Source organism: Streptomyces seoulensis (assembly GCF_022846655.1).
Lineage (GTDB): Bacteria > Actinomycetota > Actinomycetes > Streptomycetales > Streptomycetaceae > Streptomyces.
In genome coordinates this window covers 3,330,175-3,355,609 of the sequence record NZ_AP025667.1, presented here as the reverse complement: position 1 = coordinate 3,355,609, position 25,435 = coordinate 3,330,175, and the positions used below count along the sequence as shown (strand labels likewise).

The 25,435-nt window shown below is 70.4% G+C and carries 22 protein-coding genes and 2 pseudogenes; 13 read left to right on the top strand and 11 right to left on the bottom strand.

The features are described 5' to 3' along the window. Positions 1–74 precede the first annotated feature (74 nt). Positions 75–902 carry an ATP-grasp domain-containing protein gene (locus tag HEK131_RS15520; RefSeq protein ID WP_244452029.1) on the bottom strand — a complete coding sequence of 276 codons (828 nt, stop codon included), beginning with the start codon at positions 900–902 and terminating at the stop codon, positions 75–77. A 195-nt stretch (positions 903–1,097) separates the two neighbouring features. Here HEK131_RS15520 and HEK131_RS15515 point away from each other — a divergent pair, with 195 nt between their 5' ends. Continuing rightward, positions 1,098–1,985, top strand: coding sequence for an alpha/beta fold hydrolase (locus HEK131_RS15515; RefSeq protein ID WP_244335760.1), 888 nt, complete (start codon positions 1,098–1,100; stop codon positions 1,983–1,985). Positions 1,986–2,072: 87 nt separating this feature from the next. Here the strand turns inward: HEK131_RS15515 and HEK131_RS15510 are convergent, their stop codons facing one another. The 3 genes from HEK131_RS15510 to HEK131_RS15500 form a co-directional block, all read right to left on the bottom strand. After that, positions 2,073–2,609 (bottom strand): GNAT family N-acetyltransferase, encoded by a 537-nt coding sequence (locus HEK131_RS15510; protein WP_244335759.1) that lies wholly within the window; start codon positions 2,607–2,609, stop codon positions 2,073–2,075. Between the two features lie 62 nt (positions 2,610–2,671). Continuing rightward, positions 2,672–3,703, bottom strand: a complete 1,032-nt coding sequence (locus tag HEK131_RS15505) for a zinc-binding dehydrogenase (RefSeq protein ID WP_244335758.1) — start codon at positions 3,701–3,703, stop codon at positions 2,672–2,674. Between the two features lie 51 nt (positions 3,704–3,754). Then, positions 3,755–4,732 (bottom strand): aldo/keto reductase, encoded by a 978-nt coding sequence (locus tag HEK131_RS15500; RefSeq protein ID WP_244335757.1) that lies wholly within the window; start codon positions 4,730–4,732, stop codon positions 3,755–3,757. A 212-nt stretch (positions 4,733–4,944) separates the two neighbouring features. Between HEK131_RS15500 and HEK131_RS15495 the strand changes: the two genes are divergently transcribed. Further along, positions 4,945–5,841: a helix-turn-helix transcriptional regulator gene (locus tag HEK131_RS15495; protein ID WP_244335756.1), complete on the top strand. Its 897-nt coding sequence runs from the start codon at positions 4,945–4,947 to the stop codon at positions 5,839–5,841. 97 nt (positions 5,842–5,938) lie between these two features. Here HEK131_RS15495 and HEK131_RS15490 read toward each other — a convergent pair. The 4 genes and pseudogenes from HEK131_RS15490 to HEK131_RS15475 all read right to left on the bottom strand — a co-directional run. Continuing rightward, positions 5,939–6,240, bottom strand: a pseudogene (locus HEK131_RS15490) (hypothetical protein); the annotation flags it as partial. A 219-nt stretch (positions 6,241–6,459) separates the two neighbouring features. Further along, positions 6,460–8,127: an immunity 49 family protein gene (locus HEK131_RS15485; protein ID WP_432215632.1), complete on the bottom strand. Its 1,668-nt coding sequence runs from the start codon at positions 8,125–8,127 to the stop codon at positions 6,460–6,462. A 325-nt stretch (positions 8,128–8,452) separates the two neighbouring features. Continuing rightward, positions 8,453–9,718, bottom strand: a complete 1,266-nt coding sequence (locus tag HEK131_RS15480) for an MFS transporter (RefSeq protein WP_244335755.1) — start codon at positions 9,716–9,718, stop codon at positions 8,453–8,455. 189 nt (positions 9,719–9,907) lie between these two features. Further along, a complete protein-coding gene (locus tag HEK131_RS15475; RefSeq protein ID WP_279614288.1) occupies positions 9,908–10,720 on the bottom strand; it encodes a class I SAM-dependent methyltransferase in 813 nt (270 codons plus the stop codon). A 196-nt stretch (positions 10,721–10,916) separates the two neighbouring features. On the opposite strand from HEK131_RS15475, the gene HEK131_RS15470 reads away from it, so the two are divergent. Next, on the top strand, positions 10,917–11,453 hold the full coding sequence (locus tag HEK131_RS15470; protein WP_244335754.1) for a hypothetical protein: 537 nt from the start codon (positions 10,917–10,919) through the stop codon (positions 11,451–11,453). A gap of 158 nt (positions 11,454–11,611) precedes the next feature. On the opposite strand, the gene HEK131_RS15465 is transcribed toward HEK131_RS15470, so the two are convergent. Continuing rightward, positions 11,612–12,526, bottom strand: a complete 915-nt coding sequence (locus HEK131_RS15465) for an alpha/beta hydrolase (protein WP_244335753.1) — start codon at positions 12,524–12,526, stop codon at positions 11,612–11,614. Between the two features lie 209 nt (positions 12,527–12,735). On the opposite strand from HEK131_RS15465, the gene HEK131_RS15460 reads away from it, so the two are divergent. The 5 genes and pseudogenes from HEK131_RS15460 (at position 12,736) to HEK131_RS15445 (ending at position 16,224) form a co-directional block, all read left to right on the top strand. Further along, positions 12,736–13,611 (top strand): helix-turn-helix domain-containing protein, encoded by an 876-nt coding sequence (locus HEK131_RS15460; protein ID WP_217464620.1) that lies wholly within the window; start codon positions 12,736–12,738, stop codon positions 13,609–13,611. A gap of 366 nt (positions 13,612–13,977) precedes the next feature. Beyond that, on the top strand, positions 13,978–14,181 hold the full coding sequence (locus HEK131_RS15455) for a cold-shock protein (protein ID WP_161147263.1): 204 nt from the start codon (positions 13,978–13,980) through the stop codon (positions 14,179–14,181). A gap of 232 nt (positions 14,182–14,413) precedes the next feature. After that, positions 14,414–14,899, top strand: a complete 486-nt coding sequence (locus HEK131_RS15450; RefSeq protein WP_244335752.1) for a DUF427 domain-containing protein — start codon at positions 14,414–14,416, stop codon at positions 14,897–14,899. Positions 14,900–14,983: 84 nt separating this feature from the next. Next, positions 14,984–15,100 (top strand): annotated as a pseudogene (locus HEK131_RS30310) (peptidase E); the annotation flags it as partial. A 71-nt stretch (positions 15,101–15,171) separates the two neighbouring features. After that, positions 15,172–16,224 carry a hypothetical protein gene (locus tag HEK131_RS15445; protein WP_244335751.1) on the top strand — a complete coding sequence of 351 codons (1,053 nt, stop codon included), beginning with the start codon at positions 15,172–15,174 and terminating at the stop codon, positions 16,222–16,224. A 33-nt stretch (positions 16,225–16,257) separates the two neighbouring features. On the opposite strand, the gene HEK131_RS15440 is transcribed toward HEK131_RS15445, so the two are convergent. Beyond that, on the bottom strand, positions 16,258–17,235 hold the full coding sequence (locus tag HEK131_RS15440; protein ID WP_244335750.1) for a hypothetical protein: 978 nt from the start codon (positions 17,233–17,235) through the stop codon (positions 16,258–16,260). Between the two features lie 20 nt (positions 17,236–17,255). Here HEK131_RS15440 and HEK131_RS15435 point away from each other — a divergent pair, with 20 nt between their 5' ends. The 5 genes from HEK131_RS15435 to HEK131_RS15415 all read left to right on the top strand — a co-directional run bounded on the left by HEK131_RS15435 (position 17,256) and on the right by HEK131_RS15415 (position 24,092). Beyond that, a complete protein-coding gene (locus HEK131_RS15435; RefSeq protein ID WP_244335749.1) occupies positions 17,256–18,470 on the top strand; it encodes a CapA family protein in 1,215 nt (404 codons plus the stop codon). A 221-nt stretch (positions 18,471–18,691) separates the two neighbouring features. Then, complete coding sequence (locus HEK131_RS15430) at positions 18,692–20,944, top strand: HAMP domain-containing protein (RefSeq protein ID WP_244452026.1); 2,253 nt, start codon at positions 18,692–18,694, stop codon at positions 20,942–20,944. 6 nt (positions 20,945–20,950) lie between these two features. After that, a complete protein-coding gene (gene pgsB, locus HEK131_RS15425) occupies positions 20,951–22,525 on the top strand; it encodes a poly-gamma-glutamate synthase PgsB (RefSeq protein ID WP_244335748.1) in 1,575 nt (524 codons plus the stop codon). Next, the gene (locus tag HEK131_RS15420; RefSeq protein WP_161187662.1) at positions 22,522–23,004 is read left to right on the top strand and encodes a poly-gamma-glutamate biosynthesis protein PgsC/CapC; all 483 of its coding nucleotides are present in this window, start codon (positions 22,522–22,524) and stop codon (positions 23,002–23,004) included. Before pgsB ends, HEK131_RS15420 begins: the two co-directional genes overlap by 4 nt. Positions 23,005–23,039: 35 nt before the next feature. Further along, positions 23,040–24,092, top strand: coding sequence for an NlpC/P60 family protein (locus HEK131_RS15415; protein ID WP_217464615.1), 1,053 nt, complete (start codon positions 23,040–23,042; stop codon positions 24,090–24,092). 46 nt (positions 24,093–24,138) lie between these two features. Here the strand turns inward: HEK131_RS15415 and HEK131_RS15410 are convergent, their stop codons facing one another. Then, a complete protein-coding gene (locus HEK131_RS15410) occupies positions 24,139–25,392 on the bottom strand; it encodes an acyl-CoA dehydrogenase family protein (protein WP_244335747.1) in 1,254 nt (417 codons plus the stop codon). Between the last annotated feature and the right edge of the window lie 43 nt (positions 25,393–25,435).

The following is a 25,435-nucleotide window of genomic DNA, read 5'->3' as shown; positions in this document are numbered from 1 at the left end:
TCATCGCCGGTCCACCACTCCGGCCGGCCCGAGTGGCCCCCCTCGCGCGCAACGGCCGAGTCCGCGCCGGATCGTCAGCCGGTCCGGTGAGCGTCCCCGGTGCTCCGGCAGAACCGGCCGTCCCGCCCCGCCAGTCGTGTCCGTGGACCGGCCGAGCGCAGGACGACGTCCAAGGCGCGGTCGGGATCGGCGGCGTAGCAGTTGCTGAACCACGCCATGTTCGCCTCGACCACCGCCCACTGCTCCGCGGCGCCGCCCTCAGGTGCGGCCAGGAGCCCGATGTCCACCACCACCGCGCTGGGCAGACCGTCACCGCACGCGGCCAGCAGACTGTCGGCGAATTCCAGGGCCGCGCCCTCATGCCGGTACCCCTCCAGCGGCTCCGCGTCGAGACGGCCGAAGGTGGCGTACCGCGAGCCCGTGCGGACCTCGCCGTCCAGGACGTACAGGCGGAACTCCGCCGCCCAGGTCACCACGTCGCTGATCTGCACCGGCACCTCCGGCGACAGCTCCGGCCCGTCCGGGAGGCAACTGCCGTCGGCGTAGACGGCGGCCGGGAAGCTCTTGGCGCTCGGTGGCTTGACGAACGCCGGCCGGGACAGACCGCGCGCCTCGCCCAGGGTCGCCATGGTGATACGGCGTCCGGTGTACTCGTAGGGCAGCGTGGTCAGCCACTCGTCGGACGGCTCCAGGAGCGCGACTTCGAGGGCGTCCACGACGCGTGCCGCGAAGGCGGGGCCGCCGTAGTAGTGGCCACCGCGCCTGGCCATGGCGGTGTCCACCCCGCCATGGGCGGGAAGCACCTCCACGTCCATCCCCCGTCGCCGTGCCGATGCCGAGAGCAGCTCGGATGTCGTGGTGTACTGCGGCGCCAACGCCAGGAAACCTTGCTCTGTCACGATCACCGACGATGCCACTGATCCGGCCGGACAGTCCACAGCGTCAAGTTCCGCCTCGGCCAACGGGGGCTAACCCCACCGGACACACTCGCATCAACCGCACCTGGGCACGCGTGCCAGCCGGATTCCGTGATCGTCCAGCCCGCCGAATCATGGACATCGCAGTCTCCCCCGCACTCGTAGCCCGAAGGATCAGCCATGTCCCGTGCCACGCCCAGAAGTTGGTCTCTCCACCGCGCAGTACCGGCCCTGGCCGTGCTGGCCCTGACAGCGGGTGCCGTCACCGCCTGCGACGGCCATGACTCCGCCGACAAGGATGGTGACGAAGCGAAGTTGCACATGATCGACAACGGCGGCCACCGTCTGGCCTTCCATGTCACGCCGGGCCACGGTTCCACCATCGTCCTGGACTCGGGTGGCGGCGAGGACTCGTCCTACTGGAAGAAACTGGTCCCCGGGCTCCACTCGGCCACCGGGGCCACGGTCATCACCTACGACAGGGCCGGGCTCGGCAAGAGCGACGTGGTGCCCGGTCCGTGGAAGGTCGAAAGCGCGGTCAGCGACCTCAGGTCGGGACTCCGGCAACTCGGCATCGCCAAGAACGTGATCCTGGTGTCCCACTCCCAGGCCGGTGAAGTCGCGACCTACTTCGCCAAGGACAACCCGAGCATGCTCTCCGGTGCGGTCCTCGTCGACGCCAACCTGCCCCCGCTCTTCACCGACGAGGAGATCGCCCGCCTGGTGGCCTTCGCCCAGCCCCAGGTCGACGCGGCGAGGAAGGACCCGGACAAGCCGCGCAACCGCCAGCTCATCTCCACCGCGGACAGCTTCGTCGCGACGAACAAGGCCTTCCACACCGTCGCCTGGCCGGACGCGGTACCGGCCACGGTGATCGTCTCGGAGAAGACCCCCTTCGACGGATCCCCTGAGGACGCCCAGCGCTGGCGCGACGCAGCCGCCTCATTCGTCCGCAGCGGCCCGAACCGGACACTCGTCACCGCCGAGCACAGCTCCCACGACGTCCCCGAGGACCGCCCCGACCTCGTCCTCGAAGAGATCGAGAACATGGTCGCCGCACACCACTGACGTTCCGGAGGCACGCGGTTTGCGGCTGTGTGGACCCTGCGTGGAATGGCGAACTCTTGGGCCTGGCCTTCCGCCTACGCCGGTCCCTCACCCACGATCGTCGGCGGTCAGGCTGTGTTCCCAGATGAGCAGGTCGTAGGTCCGGCCCTTGTCGGTGACCGTCTCGGGGACCGAGTGGCTGGACGGGTGGAAGCCGGCCATGCGCGCGACGGTGATGCTGGGCCGGTTGTCAGGTTCGATCTCGAGGATCACCTTCGGCAGGGCGGCAGTGGTGTGCGCGAACTCGGTCATCGTTCGAAGGGCGCGCACTGCCAGCCCTTGTCCCCGGTGGGCGGCACCGACGACGTAGCCGATGCTGCCAGTCACGCGGTTGAGCAGGATCTCTCCCCGCGCCTGGTGCCCGTCGGTCGTGATGGCCAGGTGGATCCGCTCCCCGTTCCGTCGGGCTTGTCCCGCGCTGTGCAGGTATCGCAGTGCGGCTGCCTGGCTGAACGGCGACTCCAGCGGGGTCCGGTAGGCGACGTCGGGGTCGTCGAACAGCTCGCGCATGACGACGAGGTCGTCGCTCGTCCACTCACGAAGGACGAGCCCGTAGCCGGTGAGCAGAAGGGGATGCGTGTCCATGGCGACACCAGTGTGCCCTGCGGCGGCGGAATGTTCTTCTGAGTGGGTGAGGAGCGGGGGGCTCAGGGTCGGATGAGGGCCTTGAGGACCTGGCGGTCGGCCATGGCCCGGTAGGCGTCCGGGGTCCGGTCGAGGGCGAAGGTCTCATCGAAGACGCGGCCGGGGGTGATGGTGCTGTCCAGGACGTCGGCCAGCAGTTCCGGGATGTAGGCGCGGGCAGGGCTGGCGCCGCCGGTCAGGGTGATGTTGCGCATGAACTCGGCCGGGCCGATCGGCCCCTGCTCGTACTGCGGCACGCCCAGGCGGCTGATGGTGCCGCCGTCCAGGACCGTGCCGAGCGCGGTGTCGAGGGCCTGCCGGGTGCCGACGGCCTCGATGACCTTCTCCACACCGCCGCCGGTCAGCTCACGGATCCGGGCGACGCCCTCCTCGCCGCGCTCGGCGACCACGTCGGTGGCACCGAACTCGCGGCCCAGGCCGGTACGGGCCTCATGGCGCCCGGCGAGCACGATCCGCTCGGCCCCCAGCCGCTCGGCGGCGATCACCGCGCACAGACCGACCGCGCCGTCCCCGACGACCAGCACCGTGTCCCCGCGGGCGACGCCGGCGGTGACGGCACCGTGGTGGCCGGTGGTCATCACGTCCGACAGCGCCAGCAGAGAGGGCAGCAGCGCGGAGTCGGCGCCCACCGGCAGCTTCACCAGGGTGCCGTCCGCGTACGGGACGCGGACGGCTTCGCCCTGGCCGCCGTCGACGCCGTCGAAGCCGTAGCGGCCGCCGTTGCGGCACGAGATCTGCAGGCCCTTGGCGCAGTAGTCGCAGGTGTCGTCGCTGTAGGTGAACGGGGCTACGACCAGGTCGCCCGCCGTCAGACCGGTCACGTCCGCGCCGGTCTCCTCCACGACGCCGAGGAACTCGTGGCCCATCGGGCGGCCGGTGTCGGTGGCGGGCATCGACCGGTAGGGCCACAGGTCGCTGCCGCACACGCACGAGGCGACGACACGGACGACGGCGTCGGACGGGTTGACGATCTTCGGGTCGGGCCGTTCCACGACGCGGACGTCTCCGGCTCCGTACATCACTGCTGCACGCATGAGAGGTGTTGCTCCAGACGGGGGTTCTTGCCAGGCGGTGGGCGGGGGTGATCAGCGTTCGAGCATCCGGGCCTGGGCTTCGGTGTGGGTGTCGCCGGCGGCGGGCGGCAGGCCGGAGAGCTGGCCGAGCTGCTCGGCCGTCAGGGTGATGCCGTCGGCGGCGGTGTTCTCCTCGACCCGGCTGACGCGCTTGGTGCCGGGGATCGGGGCGATGTCGTCGCCCTGGGCGAGCAGCCAGGCCAGCGCGACCTGCGCGGGCGTGGCGCCTACCTCGTCGGCCAGGGCCTTGACCTCGTCGGCGAGCGCGAGGTTGCGCCGGAAGTTCTCACCGGTGAACCGAGGGTTGTCGCGCCGGAAATCGCCTTCGTCGAACTGGTCGGTGGAGCGGACGGCGCCGGTGAGGAAGCCGCGTCCGAGCGGGGAGAACGGCACGAGGCCGATGTTCAGCTCCCGCAGTACGGGCAGGACGCGCTCCTCGATGCCGCGCGTCCACAGGGAGTACTCCGACTGCACCGCGCTGACCGGCTGTACGGCGTGCGCGCGGCGGATCGTGTCCGGACCGGCCTCCGAGAGACCGAAGGCCCGGACCTTGCCCTCGGCGATCAGCTCGCCGACGGCTCCGGCGGTCTCCTCGATCGGCGTGTTCGGGTCCACGCGGTGCTGGTAGTACAGGTCGATGTGGTCGGTGCCCAGCCGCCGCAACGAGCCCTCGACAGCCGTACGGATGTTGGCCGGGCCGGAGTCCAGGTTCCATGCGCCCTCGCCGCCGTGGGAGACCATGCCGAACTTGGTGGCCAGCACCACCTGGTCCCGGCGTCCCTTCAGGGCCCGCCCGAGCAGATCCTCGTTGGTGTAGGGGCCGTAGATCTCGGCGGTGTCGATGAGTGTGACGCCCAGATCCAGCGCCCGGTGCACGGTCCTGATCGACTCCGCGTCGTCGGTGCCTGAGCCGGTGTAGCCGTGGGACATGCCCATCGCACCCAGCCCGATCCGGGAAACTTCCAGGTCACGCAGCTTGATATGACGCATTGCCCTCTCCGGTCCGTGATGTCTCGTCCGGCACCCTCACTCTCGCCCGACCAGCCGGATGGCGCCCGTGGCGGCGGGCCGGAGGTGCCGACCGTCTCGCTGCCTCACCTTCCCCCGGATCACGCCCGTGTGGCAGGGCGGGTTCTTCGGGGGTAATGCCAGGGCCCCCCTCCCGCCCGCGCGACGGGTGCCCCGCGGGCGAGACTGGTGTCATGGCATCGATGAGCGCGCACAGCGAGAGCGCCGAGCTGGGCCGCTACCTGCGCGCCCGCCGCACCCAGACCAGCCCCGGACACGTCGGCCTCACCATCGGCACCGGCGTCCGCCGCACCCCCGGCCTGCGCCGCGAGGAGCTGGCCACCCTCGCCGGCATCAGCATCGACTACTACGTACGCCTGGAACGCGGCAAGGAGACCCGCCCCAGCCCCGCCGTCCTCGACTCCCTCGCCCGCGCCCTGCGCATGGACGACCAGGAGCACCAGCACCTGCGCGAACTCGCCGCCAGAGCCGCCCGCTACGCTCCCGAGCCGCCGCCCGCTCCCAGCCGCACGGTACGCCCGCACCTCAAGCTGCTGCTCGAGTCACTGCGCCCGAACCCGGCCTACGTCATCAGCCGCAGCATGGACGTCCTGGCCTGGAACCCTGGTGGCCTCGCCCTGTACGCGGGTCTCGACGACTGGCCGGTCAAGCACCGCAACCTGGCCCGCTACCTCTTCCTGCACCCCATGGCCCGCGACCTGTTCACCGACTGGGACCGGCAGATCACGGGGTGCGTCGCCCGCCTGCGAGCCATCGCCGGCACCGCCCCCGACGCCCCCGACCTGACCAACCTCGTCGGCGAACTCCTCCTTAAGAGCCCTGACTTCGCCGGCCTCTGGGAGCGCTACGAGGTCACCGGCCGCAAACCCGCCCACAAGACCTTCCGACACCCCCAGGTCGGCACGCTCACCCTCACCTCCCAGTCCCTGCACATCGAAGGCACCCCCGGCCAGCGCATCGGCGTCTACACCGCCGACCCCGGCACCCCCGACCACGACGCCATGACACTCCTCGACATGACCGCGCCGGTGACGGCACCGGGCCAGAAAAGTCCGCACACGTCGACCTGACCGCGCTGTGCACGTCGGCTCGGATCGACGGGGCTCGGACAATGACACGTAGCCACCTGAAGAGCCGACGATGTGGTCAGTTGTCGGTTCGTGGAATGCCGAAGTCGACGATCAGAAGTTCCGGAAGGCCGAGCACCGCTGCGATCCACCGGTTGGCATCTCCATCCAGGTGGTGGCCCAGCACAGCTCGAAACCGAGTCCGAGCGGGGATGGGCCGTGCTCGGGGTTGAGCCAGACGCGCAGGGGGCGCCGCCGGAGGGAGAGGCCGCTGTCATCCCGATGTGGCCCGTCGTCCAGAGGCACTCGGAGTGTGGTGTAGCCGTCGGGGCGCCTTTCCGGCTTGGCTGTATAAGGGTTGAGCGGGCCGTCCACGTCGAGGAACAGCAGTGGTCGGTTCACGGTGCCCCCGGTCTTGCTCACATTTGGACTGCCCCGCGGAGCGCAGCGGTGTAGAAGCCGCCCCGGCGTCGGCCGGCTGATCACGATCTGGCGAGCGTGATCAGGGCGTCGGAGCTGTTGCCGAGCGTGCCCCGGCCCGGCCTGACCGAACTCACGGACCGGAAAGAGAACCGGACCGGCGGCAGGCGCCCCTCCGCGAGGTCGGTCGGTCACGCTTCTCTAGAAGGGCTCGGCGGCCGCCAAGAGGTCATGCGGAAGGTAGGGGGACTCGACCCGTATCGCCCAGCCGCGTCGGCGTGCGTGACAGGCGAGAGCCAGGATGTCCAGGTTGACGGAGGCGTCCGGATCATCGGCGCGGTCGGCGACCTGGTAGTAGTCCCGGTGGTGTTCGAGCGCGTCGGCCAGGGCGAGGTTGAAGCTTTCCTCGTCCCCCTCCACGAGCTGCGACAGCAGCACGGTCGGCGGCATCGCGAAACCCCAGTCCTTCGCCTTCTCGTCCTGCTGCAGCGCCCGTTGCGCGGCCGCTTCGGGCTCGACGCCCTTCAGATAGGCGTGGAGGGCTTCTCGGTACGCGCTGAAGGCGGAGCCGTCCGGGCGGGCGAAGGTGGGGCCGGTGAGGACCAGAGGGGCGAGGTCCTCGCGTCGGCCGGTGATCAGGGCGAATGCGGTGGCCGTCTGCCAGTTCCCGGCGCTGATCTCCTCGCCGCGCCCGGCCGGGTAGCGCAGCGTGCGCCCGTCGATGTCCACCTCGGCCTCGGTGCCCGGCTCCGCCTGCGCGATGCGGAACAGGGCAGCGCCGATGCGGGAGGCCAGTCGAAGAGTGGCGAGCTGAGTGCCCGTGACATCACCGGTGTTCCCCGCCCGCCACGTGAAGAGGCGCTTCTGGTCACCCATGGTGCCGCCGAGACGCCGCACGTCGAGAGGCTTTCCGTCGACAGGGGTGAACGCCTCCTGCAGCTCCTCCTCGTACATGGCCTCGATCCGCGAAACGCCGGCCTGTTCGCAGGCCGGACGCTCCACCACGAGCGGGCCCGCGGCAAGCGCGGCGACCGCGTCGGGCCTCCGGTCGCGGCCGAACCCCGCGACCCGCGGGCCTCGGGTCTCGAAGCCGGTGACCAGGGCGTGCGGGAGGTAGTCGGTACGGACGGCCGGTGCCCAGCCCAGCTTGCGGTACGCGAGCGCGGCGAGAGCGATGGGGACGAGTGGGAGCAGAGTGCTGGGCGAGGCCGAGGTGCCGTGCACGGCGGCGTGCCTGAGCAGGAGGTCGGCGAGCACGGCATCGAAGGCTTCCCGGTCCTCGACGACCAGGGCGCGCAGTGCGTGGAGCGCCGCGCTGTCCAGCCGGTCCAGAAGGGGCTCGCCGGTCTCTGCGGCGCGGGTCCGGATACGGTCCAGGGCCGCGTCCACGGCCGCCAGCTTGGCCTGCGCGCTGGGCGGGTACTCCTCGTCGTCCCCCGTGTCGTCCAGGACCACGGCCATCAACCCGGTGGCGAACTCCCCGGCGGGCGTGCCCTTCGCCTGCTCGGTGAACTTCTGCCGGGCGAAGTGGAAGGCCTCGCCGTGGAACTGCGCCTTGTCCCTGAGGACCGACAGGCAGAGCGCGTCGATCCACTCCCCGGTCGTGACGCTCTCCTCGGGGGCGTCAGCACCTGGCTCGTAACCCATGCCGAAGTTCACGTACTCCAGGAAGACCTGGAAGCTGCAGTGCGGGTGGTACGCGGCATAGGCGACGGCGCCGGCCGCGGCCTCGGAGGCGTCCTTCAGGGCGGCCTTGGCCTCCGGGGTACCGAGGTCGGGTGTCTCGACGGAGAGGGCGCCCAGGTAGTCGAGGAACTCGTCGGCGATCGACTGCCACTCCCAGGTGGTCATCCGGCCGGCCTTCGACATGGACCGGACCTCACCCCCGATGCGGTTCGCGAAGTCCTCGCGAGCTGCCGAAATGACGACTTCGCCCACCTGGTGACGCTCTATTCGCACTGCCGCGCTCCTCGATCGAACCTCTGCGACAGCCTAGGTGCGGGCACTGACAGTCCGGCCGCCGCCGTGCGCGGGCCTTCGTCCCGGACCTGTCGCTGCTGGGCCCCCGGACAGCCCGTCAGCAGCGCATGGCCTGACCAGGGGTGCTTCGGCTATGCCGGACGGTCGGCCCGTAGCTGCCGGAGACACCACCCGCCGCCGCGACCCACCCCGAGGCCACGGTTCGGCGAAGCCGCTACGCAGAGGGGCTCTCCGGGGCCGGCAGCGGAACCGCTTCCGTCGTGGGCGACGGAACATCCCTTGTGGAGATACGTGTCTCTCGCCATGGCAGGAGCAACGCGCTGGTCATGCACAGCAGGCCGGCGACGCACAGTGCGCCGCGCACCCCCGCTGCGGCGGCGATGAGGCCACCGACGATCATGAAGGCGGCCTGGCACGTCTTCGAGCCGACCGACCAAGAGGTGCCGACACGGGACATGAACGCGTCCGGGGTGGCCGCCATGCGATACGTGGTGAATGACGGGTTGAAGACCCCGGCGGAGAAGAGCAGTCCGAAGTCGGCGGCCACGATGACGAACACGCCGACGGCACCGGAGGGCGTCAGCGGCAGCAGGATCGTCCACAGAGTGCGCGCGACACCGGCCAGCAACAGAATGCGACGCTGTCCGAATCGCCGGGTGAGCAGCGGGGTGAGGCGTGAGCCCAGAACGCCGCCCAGGCACGGCAGTCCCAAGGCGAGCCCGTACTGCCACGGTGCCAGGCCGAGGTCATCGAGCATGAGGACGGCCATCAGCGGGGACGACATCATCACGGATCCGCCGAAGAGCAGCGCGTTGAAGAACAACGGCCGCAGTCCTGGGTGCCTCAGGAGGAATTGCCAACCGGCAGCGATGTCACGGCCCAGGTGAGCGGTGGCGGCGCGGGCCGGTGGCACAGGTTCAGGCTGCCGGATGCGACGGATACCCAAGGCTGATCCGAGGAAGGACAGTGCGTCGACCACCGTCGTGACGACCGGGCCCAGAGCCCCGACCAGAAGCCCGCCGACGGGCGGCCCGGCGCTCACGCTGATCCAGTTGGTGGTCTCGAACAGGCTGTTGGCACGAAGGCGCTGCTCGGGCAGGACGAGTGCCTTGAGATGGGCGCCGCTCGCAGCGTCGAACGCGACAGATGCCGCCGTCTGGAGAACGCCGACGACACACAGGTGCGTGAAGGTGAGTCTGCCGAAAGCCATGACGAGCGGAATGCTCGCCAGCACCGCGCAGCGGGTCAGATCGGCGATGATCATGACCGGCCGCTTGTACTGGTGCTCGATGCGCACGCCGAGCGGCAGAGCGATCAGCCCGCTGGCCACCGCGGACAACGCAGCTAACAGAGAGACCTGGAACGCCGAGGAACCCACCACCAGGAGGGCGATCAGCGGCAACGCCCCCATGCCGACCGCACTCCCCGCTGCGCTGACCGCATAGGCGCCCCACAACCGCCGGAAGTCCCGCCCGAGCATGCTCCGCCGTACCAACTGAACCTCCCGAGGCGTGAAGGCGCTCAGCGTAGTGAGCCCACTGCTCCACCCGTTGCCACCGTGCTTGTTTCACGGGAGGGGGGTGAGCAAGTGGGCAGCGAGAAAGCTTCGTTCGGAGGGCAGGGCGGGGAGGCCCCCTGGAATCGATCGTCCAGGGAACCTGGAGCCGTCCTACCTGCGGACCGCCGAGATCAGTCCACCGGGCCGTTCCTCGCGCTGCGGCGGGGTGCTGATCGGGCGGCCATAGGCGGCAGCGCGCTCGCGCAGCGTGTGGCTGTCGGCCTCCCAGCCGTGTCCGGCCAGCCAGCCCACCGGGTCGTCAGGCATCTCGGACACCCACAGGGACGCCGCGGATCCCGGCGCGGCGCCCGCGGCGAAGCGATCGATCACGCCGCGCGAGCCCAAGGTCAGCCCCAGCCGACTGCCTGCCGCCGACTGCGTGCTGACCCGGGCCAGCGTCAGATCCACCGCGTCCTCGGGTAGATAGATCAACAGCCCTTCGGCGATCCACGCTGTCGGCAGGCTGGGGTCGTGGCCTGCGGCGGCCAGCGCGCCTGGCCAGTCCTCACGCAGATCCACCGCGACGGGGATCCGCTCGCAGCGTGCGACGGCCCGCTCCTGCCGTAGCACCGAAGCCTTGAAATCCAGTGGCGCAGCGGTGTCGACCTCGAACAGCCGGGTGTTCTCGGGCCAGTTCATCCGGAAGGCCCGGCTGTCCATGCCGGCACCGAGCAGCACGACCTGCCGTACCCCGGACGCGGAGGCCCGCTGCAACAGGTCGTCGAGGAACTTCGTCCTGATGACGATGGAGAACGACACGGCCAGCCGACGGCGTCTCGCGGCCTCGTCATCGGGCGACGGCGAGGAGGGCCACAGTCCGCCGGCGGTGGCGAAGGCTTGTGCCAACGGGTCGCGGAACAGCGCGTCCTCGCGCCCGGTCTCCAGCGCCCGCACCCTGGCGACCCCCACCGCCGTGGCCCACACTCCCGACGGCTGCACCATCTCCGGCTCATCAGTCACCACGCCAGCCTAGATGACCGCCAGGTGGATGCCGGGCACACATGAGACCGCTGACCTCCCCCTTTGGCTGCACTGCCGCGTCGTCGGACCGGGGACGGCCAGAGGGACCGGTCCGGAGGGCGATCGGTTACGCTGCGCGTCCATGCGTGGAGGGGGAACGATGTTCGGCAGGCGACTGGCGATAGCCGGAGTGACGGCGTTGGTCATGGCGGGGATGGGCGGCTGCTCCGGCGGCGACGCCGGTGCCCACGGGGGCGGCGGGGGCGGCGGGGGCCACGTGAGCACCGTGAACGGTGGCACCACCCCCTCACCGAACACCGTGTCCGGGCTGCGTGACGAGGTACGGCACGTCTCCGCCGTGACCACCAGGGCCACCCGACCGCACCTGGTGCGGCAGTGCACCGACGCGACCCGGCGGGTCAAGCACACTGGGCGCACCGGGTCGGGCAAGCGGCGTTCCGCGCGGACCTGGTACACCACCGACCACTACCAGCGCTGCGGGAAGGTGCGTCACGGAACCGAGACGTACCGACGGGTGACCCGGCCGGAGCACTGGTGCGTACGGCTGGACGACGTCGGCGGTGACCGCTCGCACGACGACGTCTGGTACCGCGTCACCCGCACGACCTACGGCGACGCGCTCGGCACACACGACCACGCCCGCCTGAAGTTCACCCCGCAAGGCAGCGGCTGCTGAGACTCGGCCCCCGACAGAAGCGGGGGCCGCCTGCATGTCCCACCCGCCGACCAGGATCTGAAGTGCGGCCGCGACAAGGCCCCCTGACCCGCCACACGCGCCACATCGCGGAGAGGACCCCGGCACCGCCGATCGACCGACGCATGTGTCGGGGCGGGTCAGCCGGTGAGGTGCTCGCCGAAGAAGCTGGTCAGCTTGGTCAGGGCGGTGGGCACGTACTCCTCCTTGTCGTAGAGGTCGATGTGGGTGGCGCCGTCGATCCAGAACAGCTCCTTGGGCTCGTCCGCCTTCTCGATCGCCTCGCGGCTGAAGTACGCGGTGTCCGCCGCGGTGCCGGCGATCATCAGCAGCGGGCGGGGCGAGACGAGGTGGATGAGGTCGTACGAGGAGTACTGGGCGATCTGGTCGACGCTGCGGGCGACGAACCAGTTGGGCGAGTTGGGGTGCTGGGCGCGCGGGGTGCGGTAGTAGTCACTGCCCTGCTGGTACAGGGTGGGCCAGCCCTCCGCGTCCTCCGCCGACTCCGGGACGATGTGCTCCAGGCGAGGCGCCTCACCGAGGGCTTCGGCGGTACGGTCCTTGCCGGCCTGGTCGAGCATGCCGCGGATGACGTCCTCGCTCTGGCCGCCGCCCAGGCCCTCGCGGAACAGGGCGCCCATGTCCGCCGCGCTGACCGTGGCGACGGCCTTGATGCGGTGGTCGGTCTGCGCGGCGTAGGGGACGTAGCCGCCCGAAGCGCAGATGCCCAGCGCGCCGATGCGGTCGGGGTCGACCTCGTCGCGCGTGGTCAGGAAGGTGACGGCGCTCCTGACGTCCTCGGCGCGGGCGAAGGGGTTCTCCAGGAAGCGCGGCTCGCCCTCGCTCTCGCCCTGGTACGAGGCGTCGAAGGCCAGCGCGACGAAGCCCTCGCCGGCCAGCCGTTCGGCGTACAGGCCGGCCGTCTGCTCCTTCACCCCGCCGAAGGGGTGGGACACCACGACGGCCGGGCGGCGGTCACCGGTGTAGTCGTCGGGCAGATAGAGCTGCCCGGCGAGCTCCAGGCCGTTGCTGAGGAACGTGACGTTCGTCTTCATGATTTCTCTCTTCCGTGCAGCGTTATCGCTTGCAGTTGTCTGCGGCGGGACGACGGAACCACGCTCGCATTCACAGCCGTCGGAGACGGGATCTCCGCCCGGCGCATATCCAGACTCACACGCCCGCATGCCTGCGAAAAGTGGAGGATCCCTGCGTAGGAAGAATCCTTCCGTCCCATCCCGGCGCACTCGGCTGCGACACTGGTCTCATGAGCGGCAACAATGCGCGACGCGATGAACTGGGCGATTTCCTGAAGGCCAGACGCGCTGAGCTGCGGCCCCACATGGTCGGGCTGCCCGACGGGGACCGGCCGCGCCGCGTACCGGGTCTGCGGCGGGAGGAGGTCGCCCAGCTCGCCTCGATCAGCACCGACTACTACACCCGCCTCGAACAGGGCACCCTCCCGGCATCCGCCCACGTGCTGGCCGCTCTCGCCCGCGCGCTGCGGCTGGACGAGGACCAGCGGACGTACGTGTACGGCCTGGCCGGGAAGACCGCAGCGCGCCCCCGTCGCCGTACCGCGCAGCGCGTGCGTCCGCAGTGGCAGCGGCTGCTGGACCAGCTCACGGAATCACCGGCCATGGTCCTTGGCCGGTATATGGACATTCTCGCGTGGAATTCCCTGGCGGCCGCACTGATCGCCGATTTCTCGGCGATTCCCGCGACCCAGCGCAATTACGTCCGCCTCGCTTTCCTGGAACCCGCGGTACGCAATCTCTTCGACGACTGGGAGACCACCGCCCGCACCTGCGTCGCGTTCTTGCGTATGGAAGCCGCCCAATCGCCCACCGACTCCCGCCTGGCCGGCCTGGTCGGCGAACTGTCCGTGCAGGACGCGGATTTCCGGCGCTGGTGGGCCTCCCACGACGTGGCCAGCAAGGCCAGCGGCACCAAGCTCCTGCACCACCCCGTCGCCGGTGACCTCACCCTGGACTGGGAGATGCTCGCGAGCACCGCCGACCCCGACCAGCAGCTCATGGTCATGACCGCCGCCCCGGGGACTCCCTCCCATCAGGCCCTGAGCTTTCTCACGTCCTGGACCGAAGCGACGCACTCCGAGGCAGCCCGCGGCGACCGGAGCTGACCCGGTCAGCCGGACTTCGAAGGGCGCGTTTTGGGCTGCTGCGCTGTGAGGTGGGGCCTTTTGGGTGGTCGTGGCCGTGTCTCCTGCACATCTGTCCGGTTTGCCGGCCGGGAGTGCCGGGACCCAGTGAGTCGGCGGCCCGTGTGCGCTCGGGGTTCCGCTGTGGGGACGTGTGGGACGCGCGGGTGAGTCATGGCCGTTGCTCTCTGGTGAGAGCCGGGTTCGCCGTGTAGCGTCGTTCTCAGATGTCGTGATTCGCAGTGCCTGCCCGCGCTTCGGCGTGGGCGTTTTGCTGTGCGGTGCGGGAGCGGGACATCACGTTCGGGTCCGCGCGGTGCGGGTCCGATATCGACCGGAAGGCTCAGCATGACCAGCGGTACCGTCAAGTGGTTCAACGCCGAAAAGGGCTTCGGTTTCATCTCCCAGGACGGCGGCGGCCCGGACGTCTTCGCGCACTACTCCAACATCAACTCCTCCGGCTTCCGTGAGCTGCAGGAGGGCCAGAAGGTGACCTTCGACGTCACCCAGGGACAGAAGGGTCCGCAGGCGGAGAACATCACCGTCGCCTGACCCTGTGCGGCCGCAGGTCCCGGCACAACCCCGGGACCTGCCCCGTTTGGCCGGTGCGGTTCGCACGCGGCAGCATTCTTCCGAGAAGTCCGTCGGATCGGACCGGTCTGGTTCGTCCGGGACGACGAGGGAAGCCCGGCTCCCCTCCCCGCCCGACAGCCCGCGAAACGGCTCAAGCGACGCAGCAACGACGCGGAAGGCGCAGGCCGGGCGACGGTCGCAGGATGGCACCATGTCCGATCACCCACCGCCCCGGACGGAATCCGTCTGGGACTACCCCCGGCCTCCCGCGATCCGGTCCGACAGCCGCCGTGTCCGTGTGGAGTGCGCCGGCACTGAGGTGGCCGACACGCGGCGGGCCCTGCGCGTGCTGGAAACCTCGCACCCGCCCGTCTTCTACCTCCCTCCCGAGGACGTACGCACCGATCTGCTGCTCCCGGCTCAGGGAGGCACGTGGTGCGAGTGGAAGGGACGAGCGGTGTACTGGGACCTGGCCATCGGCCCCGACGTCCGTATGCGCGCGGCCTGGAGCTATTCCGACCCCACGGCCGGCTACGAACAGCTCACCGACCACATCGCCTTCTATCCCATGCGTGCCGACCTCTGCACGGTGGACGGCGAGGTCGTGCGCGCGCAGGAGGGTGACTTCTACGGCGGCTGGGTCACTGCCGAGATCGAAGGCCCGCTCAAGGGCGGCCCCGGAACGGCGCTGTGGTGATCCGCCGAGCCCTCCCCGAATGTGCTTCATCCCGACTGCCGGTGGCGTCGCCCCCGGCTATGTCGAGCAGTTCCTCCAGGCCCACCAGCCACGTTCCTCCCGACCGGCTCGGTCTGCCCGCACTACGACAGTGAGCCGGGCCGACGAGCGTTCCACCAGGCTGTTGTGGCGAACCGTGTGCTGCCGGCCGGCCTCGCTGTCAGCGCTCTGTGTCATCATGCCTGCGCGTCCCAGGGGAGTGGGCCGCGGTCTACTGAATGCCAGGGGTTGGGATGAGCACGGGTACGGAGCCGGAGGGCTCGTCCAGGTCTGACGAGGAGTGGGAGCGGTTCCTGCGTGAGTCGGTGGCGGGTGCCGCCGATGCGCCCAAGGAGCCGTCGGCGCGGGCTCGCGAAGTGGCGAAGCGGCTGCGCGCGGAGCCCGGCCGGGACCGGGAGGGCTGGCGCAGCCACACGCCCGCGCGGCCCAGGCGGCGTACGGGCTGGTACGTGGTCGGACTGCTGGTCGTGCTGGCTCTGATCGTGGTGGCGCTCGCCCCGGAGAGGGTGAGGAATCTGGTCACCGGAGCCGACTCCCCGCCGCTGGCGGCCCAACGTCCCACCGCGGGCCAGCCGTTCCGCGGCTCGCCCGCGGCGGGCTGGGCGAGCGGCGCGGCGGGGATCGCCGTGCCGAAGGCCGAAGCCGTCGGCTGGATGAGCGCGGCCGAGGTCGGGCGGGCCCTCGCGCGCAGCCGGGACTTCCTCGTCGCGTCCGGCCTGGAGCGCGGGGTGCTGCGGGGCGAGCGTCCCGAGAAGGCGATCGCACTGATCAACCCGCACCAGAAGGACGTCCAGCACCTTCTGAAGACCGCTTTCCGGACCCCGAGCGAGAAGAACGACCCCCTCCTCCTCTTCAGCCGCTTCCGGCCCTCCCGCGCCCACCTGGTCGGCGACGTCGTGAAGACCCGAGGCCGGCTCACCTACCGGGAGGGCGAGCGCGGCGCGCTCCAGGTGACCGCCGACGTCACCTTCGTCTATCCGGTCACCCGCGCGGACGCGGTCGGCGACGACGAGATCGTGCGCACGATCATCCGACGCGAGCTGGTCCTGAGCTGGGACGACCCTGACAAGGTGACCACCGAGCCGGGCACGTTCTCGATCGTCTCGTACAAGTACGACATGACCAACGGCGGTTGCGGCACCCCGAGCGGCTACTTCACCCCGCCCTTCGGCGCAGACCGCCGGTCGGACGAGTCCGGCAGGGAGGTCGACCCGTACGACGACAGCAAGCCGGTCGGGCAGGGCGGGTCCTCCGGGGACGAGTGCGGGAGGGCCACGCGGTCCTAGGGACGTCTCTTCGATCACCGGCCGAGATCGGATTCATCGTGCCGACGGGGCCTTCTCCCAGCGACGGGTGACCGTACCGATGTCGTGTGCCGCCTGTTCCGCGGCCGCGTCCGCACCGCGTACCGCCGGTGCGAACTCCACATGCAGGAACGGCACATGCCGGGCATCGGCGACGCGGCCCTGCATGTTCTCCTGGCCTTCCAGCGGGCAGGTCCGGGCCCAGGCCCGGCACACCCGGAAGCCATGAGCGCCCAGTGCGTCGGCCAGCGCGCGGCCGTCGGAGCGGCCCTCCCGGCCGACGCCGGTGGAGGCGATGACGTCATGGTCCGGCGCGGAGGAGGCCGCGAAGCCGTGCAGTTGGACACCCGGCATCCCCCGGCGGGCCAGCTCGGCGCAGACGGCGTGGAAGACGGTGTCCCGGCGGTGCGCCACATCGGCCGAGTTACCCTCGCCCGCTTTGCGATGTGCACCTGCGATCACAAGAACGCCACCCGGTGAGTCCCGCAGCACGCGCACCGCGAGCTGCTCCGTGCCCTGATCGGCGACCGGGTGCGGGACCTGTACCGACCAGCGCGGGCGGTGGTCGAGATCGAGGTAGAACCGGCCCCAGCCGCGTGGTGCGACGGCGTCGTCGGTGCGGTCGGCGACCTCGGTGTAGTGGCGGCCGGAGACCTGGTCGACGATCGTGCGTACGGTGAAGTCCCGCTGGGAGAGTTGCTGTTCAGCCTCATGGCGGTGGCCGTCGAGCAGCAGACCGATCGCCGTGGCGACGGCCTCGCGGTCCGCCCTGTCGGGTTCCCGGTAGCCGTGTCCGGGGCCGAATCCCCGAGTGAAGTCCGCCACCGTGCGCGCCAGGTCGGTGCGCGGTGCGCGCTCGTCGTCACGGTGGTCCGCGGCGGCCCCGGTCACCGTGCGCGCGTTGCGAAGCACCACGGTCGCCGCCCCGGCGAGACCGGCGACGACGAGGAGAATTGTTGCGATCGTTATGGTGCGTGAGCAGTTGGCTCTCATGGTTGTATCAAGATATCCCGGTGAACAGACGCCGCAGCCGCACGCTGCTGACCTTGCTGAGCCCGCTCGCTCTCCTCGCCGGAGCCGCCGGCTGCGGCCTCCTTCCGGGAGGCTCGGACGACCAGGGTGGTGGACGTTCCTTCACGGTCGCGGCGGCCGGCGACATCCTGATGCACCCCCAGCTCATCGACCAGGCGCGCAAGGACGCGAAGACCACCGGCGCCGGGATGGCCGGACTGGACTTCGGGCCGCTGATGGCCGGTGTCGAGCCGGTGATCAGCAAGGCCGACCTCGCGATCTGCCACTTCGAGCCGGTGATGGGCACCCCTGGCGGCCCGTTCGAGGGCTTCCCGGACTTCCAGGTGCCTCCGCAGACCGCCGAGACGATCAAGAATCTCGGCTACGACACCTGCTCCACCGCCTCCAACCACACGCTCGACCACGGGTACCAGGGCGTGAAGCGCACCCTGGACGCGCTGGACGCGGCCGGTGTGAAGCACACGGGTTCCTTCCGGACGAAGAAGGACTCGCTCACCCCGCTGATCATGGACGTCAAGGGCGTCAAGGTCGCGCAGTTGTCGTTCGCGTACGGCTTCAACGAGCCGCACCGCCTGCCCGCCGACAAGCCGTGGCTGGCCAACCGGGCGAGCCTGGAGCGCGTCAAGGCGGCCGAGGGGCGGGCCCGCGCGGCCGGTGCCGAGGTGGTGATCCTCTCCCTGCACTGGGGTCGTGAGCACCAGCCCGACCCGTCGGCCCAGCAGACCGCCTTCGCACGGCAGATCGCCGAGAACACCGGCGTCGACCTCGTCATCGGCCACCACGCGCACGTCGTACAGCCGATGGAGAAGGTGGACGGCACCTGGATCGCCTACGGGCTCGGCAACCAGATCGCGCGGCACGAGGCGCCGACCGGGCTGACCGAGGAGGGCGTGATCGCCTGGTTCTCGTTCACCGAGCACGGCAAGGGCCACTGGGACGTCCGGCCGCGCTTCGAGCCGACGCTGCTGGAGATCCCGCCGGACAGCGGGAACAGCCCCGACGGCAACCCGTCCGCCCCCGACGACGCGCAGGACTACCGCCTGCTGGACGTACCGGCCGCGCTGGAGGACGGCCATGGGCTCACGAGTCGACAGAAGGCCCGGTTGCGGCTGGCCTTCGAGCGCACCGAGGGCACCCTGCTCAACCGCGGCGCGGCCGATGACGGCCTGAAGGCGCTGACTCCGCTGCCCGAATGACGGGCTCCGCCGATCAGCAATGACCACAAGGCGGCAGATGTTGCGTAGATCACGTGAAGATCGGTGCAACCTTACGACTCCTTTTCGGGTCTCGCTTCCGGACATACCCCTGGTGTCACACCTGTGCCGGAACACGACACATGCACCACTAAGCCCGAGAGGACCGTCCCTTGGCCTCACCGCCCCCGGCGGGGCAGCACCGCGCCCGCCGCCGCGCCGACATGTCGCTGATCGGAGGCATCCGCCCGCCGATCGCGGTCCTCTGCGTGCTCCTGCTCTCGCTGGCGGGAGTGACCGCCCTCGCACTGGGGCGTGTGGACGACGCCGGGGTGCCCAAGGCGGTACTGACCTCCCAGCAGCACTTCGCCGAGGACGGCGCCGTCGCGCTGCGCGCCTCCATCGACGAGTCCGTCACCGACCTCACCCGGTCCGCCGAGCTGTTCAGCGCCGGGCCGCCGGTCTCCGGTGACGCGGCGCTCGACAAGCTCGGCAGCACCTACCAGAAGTGGGCGGGGACGGCGGTCGTCGAGATCCGCAGCGGCAAACTCGTCGCCGCCCGCGGCGAGACCGTCCCCCTCACCTCCGTGGACACCTCCACCCTCGGTGACGAGGACGGACTCGCGCCGCGCATGGTCCGGCTGCGCAACGGTGAGACCCGTCTGCTGTCCTTCGCCCTGCTGTCCTGGCCGGGCAGGCCACAGCTCCTGCTGGTCGCCTCCAGCAATCTCCAGTTCCCCGGCATCAGCCTCGGCCAGTTCCGCTCCATCGCCGTGGTCGACAGCGCGGGCACGGTCCTCAGCAGCGACGGCATCGCCGAGCCCGAACAGGCCCGCACCAGCGCCGACCGCAAGGAGATCAAGAGCCTGCGCAAGCAGCTCGAGACCTTCGCCCACGACGCGGCCCGCCGGGCCCAGCAGGACCCCCGCAGCACCAAGGAACCCGGCAGCGGCGGCTACCAGGGCGTCAGCGGCAGCCTGCTCGGCGGACATCCGCTGAGCGACCGGCCCGTCGCCGGATACGCCACCCTCGCGTCGCCCGAACCCGGCGAGGTCACCACCGCCTCCCGGCTCGGCCTGTCCGTGGTCGCCATGATCAAGGTCGACGAAGACTCCGGCCGCGCCGGCTCCACCGTCTTCGGCGTGCTGGCCGGCGGCGCGCTGCTCCTGGTGGGCGCCGCAGCCGTGGCGCTTCTCCTCGGCACTGTGCAGCGTCCGCTGATCCGGCTGTTCCTGGAGTCCCGCCGCCTCACCCGAGGCGATCTGACCAGGCCCGTCACCGTGCCCCGCTTCGGTGAGGCGCACCGCGTCGGCCAGGCCCTGGAACGGCTGCGCCATCAGTTGCTCGGCGAGTCCGCCACCGCGGGCAGCCGCGCGACGCGTCCGGGCGGCATGCGCAGGGTCGGTATCCGCGCCCTGCTCGTCATCTGCGCCGTACTGCTGCTCGCCTGGTCCGCGCCGCTGATGCTGCTGCTCAACCGCGCCGACGGCACGGCGACCGTTCCGCAGCAACTCGTCGGCGACCAGCGCGAACGCACCCAGACGCTCAGCGACCGGGTACGGCGCGCGCTCAACGAGGGCGAGGCCGACCTCCAGTCCGTCGGCTCCCTCATCGGCGACCGGACCGAGCCCGCCGACATGGACGAGGTCCTGAAGCGCACGCTCGACGAGAACACCCGCTACCGCTCGCTCTACGTGATCGACTCCTCCGGCGACATCGTGGCCCGCAAGGGCGACGAACCGCGCCTGCCCGGCTCCCGCCGCACGTCGGCCACGCCGCTCAGGCTGCTCGGGCGGGGCGACAAGGAGCCGTTGGTCGTCGGCACGGCCGAGATCCCCGGCGCCAAGGGCAACCGCCTCGTCGGCGAGTTCCGCATCGAGTTCCTCAACGCGCTGCTCAACCGGCCCGGCATGGGAGTCGTACGCCTCGTGGACGACCGAGGCGCCGTGATCGCCGGCAACACCGGCTTCCTCGCCTTCCAGTCGCTGCCCGACGGCCACCTCGAAGACCTCGTCACGGCCAGCGGTCAGAAGCTCGGCAAGAAGGCCAGGCCGAACGGCGTGCTCTACCGCGACCACGGTGTGCGGATCGCCGCCGCCGCCCCGTTCGCCGGCAGCGGCCCGGCCCAGTCGCTCCACTGGAGCGTGGTGAGCTGGCAGCCGGTGGAAAGGCTCGCGATCCCCGGATACGACACCCAGAACCGCACCGTGCTCGCCGGTCTGCTCGGTGCCGCCGCTGCCGTCGCCTGCCTGGGCTGGCTGCACATCGTCGTCGCCCGCCCGCTGCGGACCCTGGCCGACCGGAGCGAAGCGCTGGCCGACGGCGACCGCAAGGCCGTGCTCTTCCCTCAGCATCACGACGAGGTGGGAGCCGTCACCCGCTCGCTCGAACTCATCCGCCAGCAGTTGCAGGTACAGCGCCGCCAACAGCCGCGCCGCACCCAGCCCCCGGCGGACCAGCAGTACATAAGGAACTGATCACCCGTGCTCTTCCTCTACACCGTGCTGCTGGTGTGCTGCGCGATCCTGCTCGTCGCGGGCATCGTCGAGCAGCGGCGGCACTTCACCAACCTCGACCAGATACCCACCCGCGTCCTCGTCAACGGCATCCGGGGCAAGTCCTCCATCACCCGGCTGTGCGCGGGCGCGCTGCGCGGCGGTGACCTGACCACCGTCGCCAAGACCACCGGCACCGCGGCCCGGTTCATCCACCCGGACGCCACCGAGGAACCGGTCTACCGCAAGTTCGGCATCGCCAACGTGGTCGAGCAGATCGGCATCGTGCGCCGAGCCGCCGCCTACCGGCCCGACGCCCTCGTCATCGAGTGCATGGCCGTCATGCCGGCGCTGCAGGAGATCAACCAGTCCAAGCTGATCCGTTCCACGATCGGCGTGCTGTGCAACGTCCGTGAGGACCACCTCGCCGAGATGGGTCCCACCCTGGACGACGTGGCGCGCTCGCTGTGCCGGTCGATGCCGGAGGACGGCATCTGCGTCACCGCTGAGAAGGAACGTTTCCACATCCTCCAGGAGGAGGCCGACGCCCGGAACTGCCGGCTCATCTACGCCGACCCCGAGACGGTCAGCGACGAGGAGCTGCGCGGATTCAGCTGGTTCACCTTCAAGGAGAACGTCGCGATCGCGCTCACCGTCGCCGAACTCCTCGGCGTGGAGCGGGAGACCGCCCTGCGGGGGATGTACGAGGCTCCGCCGGACCCCGGTGTCCTCTCCGTCGAGCGCTACCTGACCCCCCAGGGCAAGCGGCTGCGCTTCGCCAACGTCTTCGCGGCCAACGACCCCGAGTCGACGCTGATGAACATCAATCAGCTCCTCGACCTCGGGGCCATCCACCGACCGCTCAACGTCGTCATCAACTGCCGCCCCGACCGGGTCGAGCGCAACGGCCAGATGGGCGAGATCATCCCCGACCTCGACCCCGAGCACGTCTTCGTCATCGGCCACCCGGCCAGGTCCGCCATCGACGCCATCCCCACCGCGTTCCGGTCCCGCGCCGTGGACCTCGGCGGCGACAAGCGCGACCCCGAGGAGTTCATGGCCTCGCTGCTGGAGAAGCTCGGCCCCGAGTCCTCACTGGTCGCGATCGGCAACATCCACGGCCAGGGCGAGATCCTGCTGGAGCACCTCGCCGAACTCCCGGCCGACGAAAGCCCCGACGAACCCGCGGACAGCGCACCGGCCCACCCGCCGGAGCGGCCCGACCAGCCCGTGCACGTCGAGACCATGCCGCTCTACGTCCCCCGGATCGACCCCTACCAGCGCTATCCGCAGGCGTACGAGGAGCGCTACACCCAGCAGCCGTACCCGCCCCACCCCCTCGGGCAGCACCCGGACGAACGTCCGTACCCCGGGTACGACGCCCGGGAGGAGCCCTACCAGGCCCCGGCCCAGCCCTATCCGGCCGCGACGGAGCAGTACCCCGTCGGCACCGGGAGCCCGGCGGCCCCGGCAGCGGACCGCGGCCTCTTCGAACCCCGAGTACCGCCCATGAACCCCGCCGACGACAACCGGCAGTGGCACAGTCCAGGAGAACAGCGTTGATCCCCTCCGTCCTCACCCCCGAGATCGCCGCCATCGGCATCGGCCTGGGGCTCATGTTCTCCCTGATGTGCTACCTGACGACCAATCTGTCGCCGGGCGGCATGATCACGCCGGGCTGGCTCGCGCTCACCCTGATCGAGGACCTGCAGCGTGCCGCGCTCGTGGTCGGCGTCACCGTCCTGACCTACGTCACCACGCTCCTGCTCCAGCGCTACGTGATCCTCTACGGCAAGCGGCTCTTCGCGGCCGTCGTGCTCAGCGGCGTCCTCATCCAGGCCACCGTGATCATCGTGCTGCAGACGGAATTCCCGCTGCTCTACGCCAACCAGACGCTCGGGTTCATCGTGCCGGGCCTCATCGGCTACCAGCTTGTCCGCCAGCCCAAGGGAGCCACGCTGCTGTCCGTCGGCGGCGTCACCCTGGCCACCTACGTGGTCCTGACCGCCGGCATCCTGCTCGGCGCCATGCCGTCCGCCTGAATCCGCATCCCCCCGCACCCTGGAGCACCCACATCATGCCGAAGCGCAAAGGCCGCCCCGTCGTCCACGCGGCGACCGTGCTCGCGCTGCTCGCGGGCAGCGCCTACTGCACCTACGAACTGCGCAAGGACCAGCAGGCCGAGGTCACCGTGCACACGGTCACCGACGACGCCCCGAGCACCTCGGGCAAGCACACCGGACAGCAGACCTGGGAGCGGCTGAACGACCCCGCCCGCACGGTGCTGCGCGACGACAAGGGCGCGGTCGTCGCCACCTTCACCGACGGGGCCCGCACCGCCGCCCTGAAGGGGCCCTCGCGTACCTTCGGCGAGCCCGCCGGCACCAGCACGAAGGTGGTCACCGACGACTGGGTCCGCCTCCTGCCCGAGCCCTGGACCAAGGGTGCCCAGAACCAGCAGTGGTTCAAGGACTGGTTCAAGGAGAACTACGGCAGCCAGCAGGACGACGTCTTCGCCATCGCCTTCCAGTACGTGCAGGGCGCCCCGGTGAAGAAGGACGCGCAGGGCGTCCCGTACGCGGGTGACGCGGTGTTCGGCCCCTACAAGCCGGACGGCGTGGACCGGTTCGAGCAGAACGACTTCTACGACTACCTCGGCATCCCGTACACCTTCCGCAGCGGCGCCACGATGCAGCCGCACCAGGACCGGTACCGGGCCCTGGACTGTTCCGGCTTCATGCGCATGGTGTGGGGCTACCGGTCCCGGTTCCCGCTGATGGCCACCGACACCTCGGGCGACGGCCTGCCCCGCACGGCCAACGGCATCGCCCGCTCCAAGACCGGTGTGGACATCATCGAACTGCAGGGCTCCGCGCCCTGGTACGCCCGGCCCAAGAACACCGACCGGCTGCAACCCGGAGACCTGCTGTTCTTCAAGATGGACCACCGCACCGGCGACCACATCGACCACGTCGCCCTCTACCTGGGACCGGACACCGCGGGCCACAAGGTCTTCATCTCCAGCCGCAAGGAACAGAACGGCCCCACCATGGGAGACAAGGGCGGCGTCTCCCGTATCGACGGCAGCGGCTTCTACGCGGATCTGTTCCGCAGCGCGAAGCGGCTGTGACGAAGCGGGGACCCCGCGTTCCCGCTGCCGGTGGTGGTGGGGTGGCTCAGGCGAAGGCGCTGATCCCGGTCGCGGCGCGGCCGACGATGAGGGAGTTCATGTCGCGGGTGCCCTCGTAGGAGTAGAGGGCTTCGGCGTCGGCCCAGTACCGGGCCACTTCGTGGTCGAGCAGGATGCCGTTGCCGCCGAGCAGTTCGCGGGCGTGGGCGACGACCTCACGGGTGCGGGTGGTGCTGAACATCTTCGCCATGGACGCCTGCTGGTCGGTGAGCCGGCCGGCGTCCTGGAGCTGCGCCGCCCGTACGTTCATGGTCTGGCAGGCGGTGATGTCGGCGAGCATCCGCGCCAGTTGGTCCTGGACCAGTTGGAAGGCGGCGATCGGCTTGCCGAACTGCTCGCGTTCCAGGGTGTAGGCGCGGGCGGCCTCGTAGGCACCCATGGCGCAGCCGACCGCGTTCCAGGAGACTCCGAGCCGGGTGGAGCGCAGTACCTTCGCGGTGTCCTTGAAGGAGTTCGCCTCCTGGAGCCGGTCCGTCTCGGGTACCCGTACGTCGCGCAGGCCGATCTCGGCGTTCTGCACGGTGCGCAGCGAGACCTTGCCGTCGATGCGGTGCGGGGTGAAGCCGTCCGCGCCTTGCTGCACGACGAAGCCCTTGACCTCGCCGTCGGCCTCGTCCTTCGCCCAGACGATCACCAGGTCGGCGAAGGTGGCGTTGCCGATCCACTTCTTGCGCCCGTTCAGCACCCAGGTGTCGCCCTCGCGCCGCGCGGTGGTGGTCAGGCCGCGGGAGGTGCCGGAACCGACGCCCGGTTCGGTCAGGGCGAACGCGGCCAGCCGCTCCCAGCGCAGCATCTCCGGTATCCAGCGCCGCTTCTGCTCCTCGGAGCCGCACTCCATGACCGTGGCGACACCGAGTCCGCTGTGCACGCCGTAGAACGTGGCGAACGAGGGGTCGACGCGGGCGAGTTCCATGCTGACGAGGCCGGCCACCAGGGCACCCCGGCCGGGTGCGCCATGACCACTGAACTGGAGCCCCGCGATGCCGAGTTCGGGCATCTGCGGAATGAGCTCGTGCGGGAACTCGCCGCGCTCCCAGTAGTCGGCCGCGATGGGGGCGAGGTTCTTGCGCGCCCAGTCCCGCACCGTCGCCAACAGCTCCTGGTCCTCGGGGCCGACCGACTCGCGTACGTGGTAGAAGTCGGCCTCCACGGCCGCCGGGTCCGCTTCGTGGACCGTGACGCCGGGCCACTCGTGCCCGTGCTCCTGACCTGCGTGGTCGCGCTGCTGCTCTCCGGTCATGACGACCCCTCTTCTCCTCAAGTGGCGTATGGAACGCGGGTGG

Coding starts and splice junctions, on each gene's coding strand:
- HEK131_RS15515 (WP_244335760.1), top strand. CDS start 1,098: ATGTCCCGTGCCACGCCCAGAAGTTGGTCTCTCCACCGCGCAGTACCG.
- HEK131_RS15510 (WP_244335759.1), bottom strand. CDS start 2,609: ATGGACACGCATCCCCTTCTGCTCACCGGCTACGGGCTCGTCCTTCGT.
- HEK131_RS15505 (WP_244335758.1), bottom strand. CDS start 3,703: ATGCGTGCAGCAGTGATGTACGGAGCCGGAGACGTCCGCGTCGTGGAA.
- HEK131_RS15500 (WP_244335757.1), bottom strand. CDS start 4,732: ATGCGTCATATCAAGCTGCGTGACCTGGAAGTTTCCCGGATCGGGCTG.
- HEK131_RS15495 (WP_244335756.1), top strand. CDS start 4,945: ATGGCATCGATGAGCGCGCACAGCGAGAGCGCCGAGCTGGGCCGCTAC.
- HEK131_RS15485 (WP_432215632.1), bottom strand. CDS start 8,127: ATGTCGAAGGCCGGCCGGATGACCACCTGGGAGTGGCAGTCGATCGCC.
- HEK131_RS15480 (WP_244335755.1), bottom strand. CDS start 9,718: ATGCTCGGGCGGGACTTCCGGCGGTTGTGGGGCGCCTATGCGGTCAGC.
- HEK131_RS15470 (WP_244335754.1), top strand. CDS start 10,917: ATGTTCGGCAGGCGACTGGCGATAGCCGGAGTGACGGCGTTGGTCATG.
- HEK131_RS15465 (WP_244335753.1), bottom strand. CDS start 12,526: ATGAAGACGAACGTCACGTTCCTCAGCAACGGCCTGGAGCTCGCCGGG.
- HEK131_RS15460 (WP_217464620.1), top strand. CDS start 12,736: ATGAGCGGCAACAATGCGCGACGCGATGAACTGGGCGATTTCCTGAAG.
- HEK131_RS15455 (WP_161147263.1), top strand. CDS start 13,978: ATGACCAGCGGTACCGTCAAGTGGTTCAACGCCGAAAAGGGCTTCGGT.
- HEK131_RS15450 (WP_244335752.1), top strand. CDS start 14,414: ATGTCCGATCACCCACCGCCCCGGACGGAATCCGTCTGGGACTACCCC.
- HEK131_RS15445 (WP_244335751.1), top strand. CDS start 15,172: ATGAGCACGGGTACGGAGCCGGAGGGCTCGTCCAGGTCTGACGAGGAG.
- HEK131_RS15440 (WP_244335750.1), bottom strand. CDS start 17,235: ATGAGAGCCAACTGCTCACGCACCATAACGATCGCAACAATTCTCCTC.
- HEK131_RS15430 (WP_244452026.1), top strand. CDS start 18,692: ATGTCGCTGATCGGAGGCATCCGCCCGCCGATCGCGGTCCTCTGCGTG.
- HEK131_RS15415 (WP_217464615.1), top strand. CDS start 23,040: ATGCCGAAGCGCAAAGGCCGCCCCGTCGTCCACGCGGCGACCGTGCTC.
- HEK131_RS15410 (WP_244335747.1), bottom strand. CDS start 25,392: ATGACCGGAGAGCAGCAGCGCGACCACGCAGGTCAGGAGCACGGGCAC.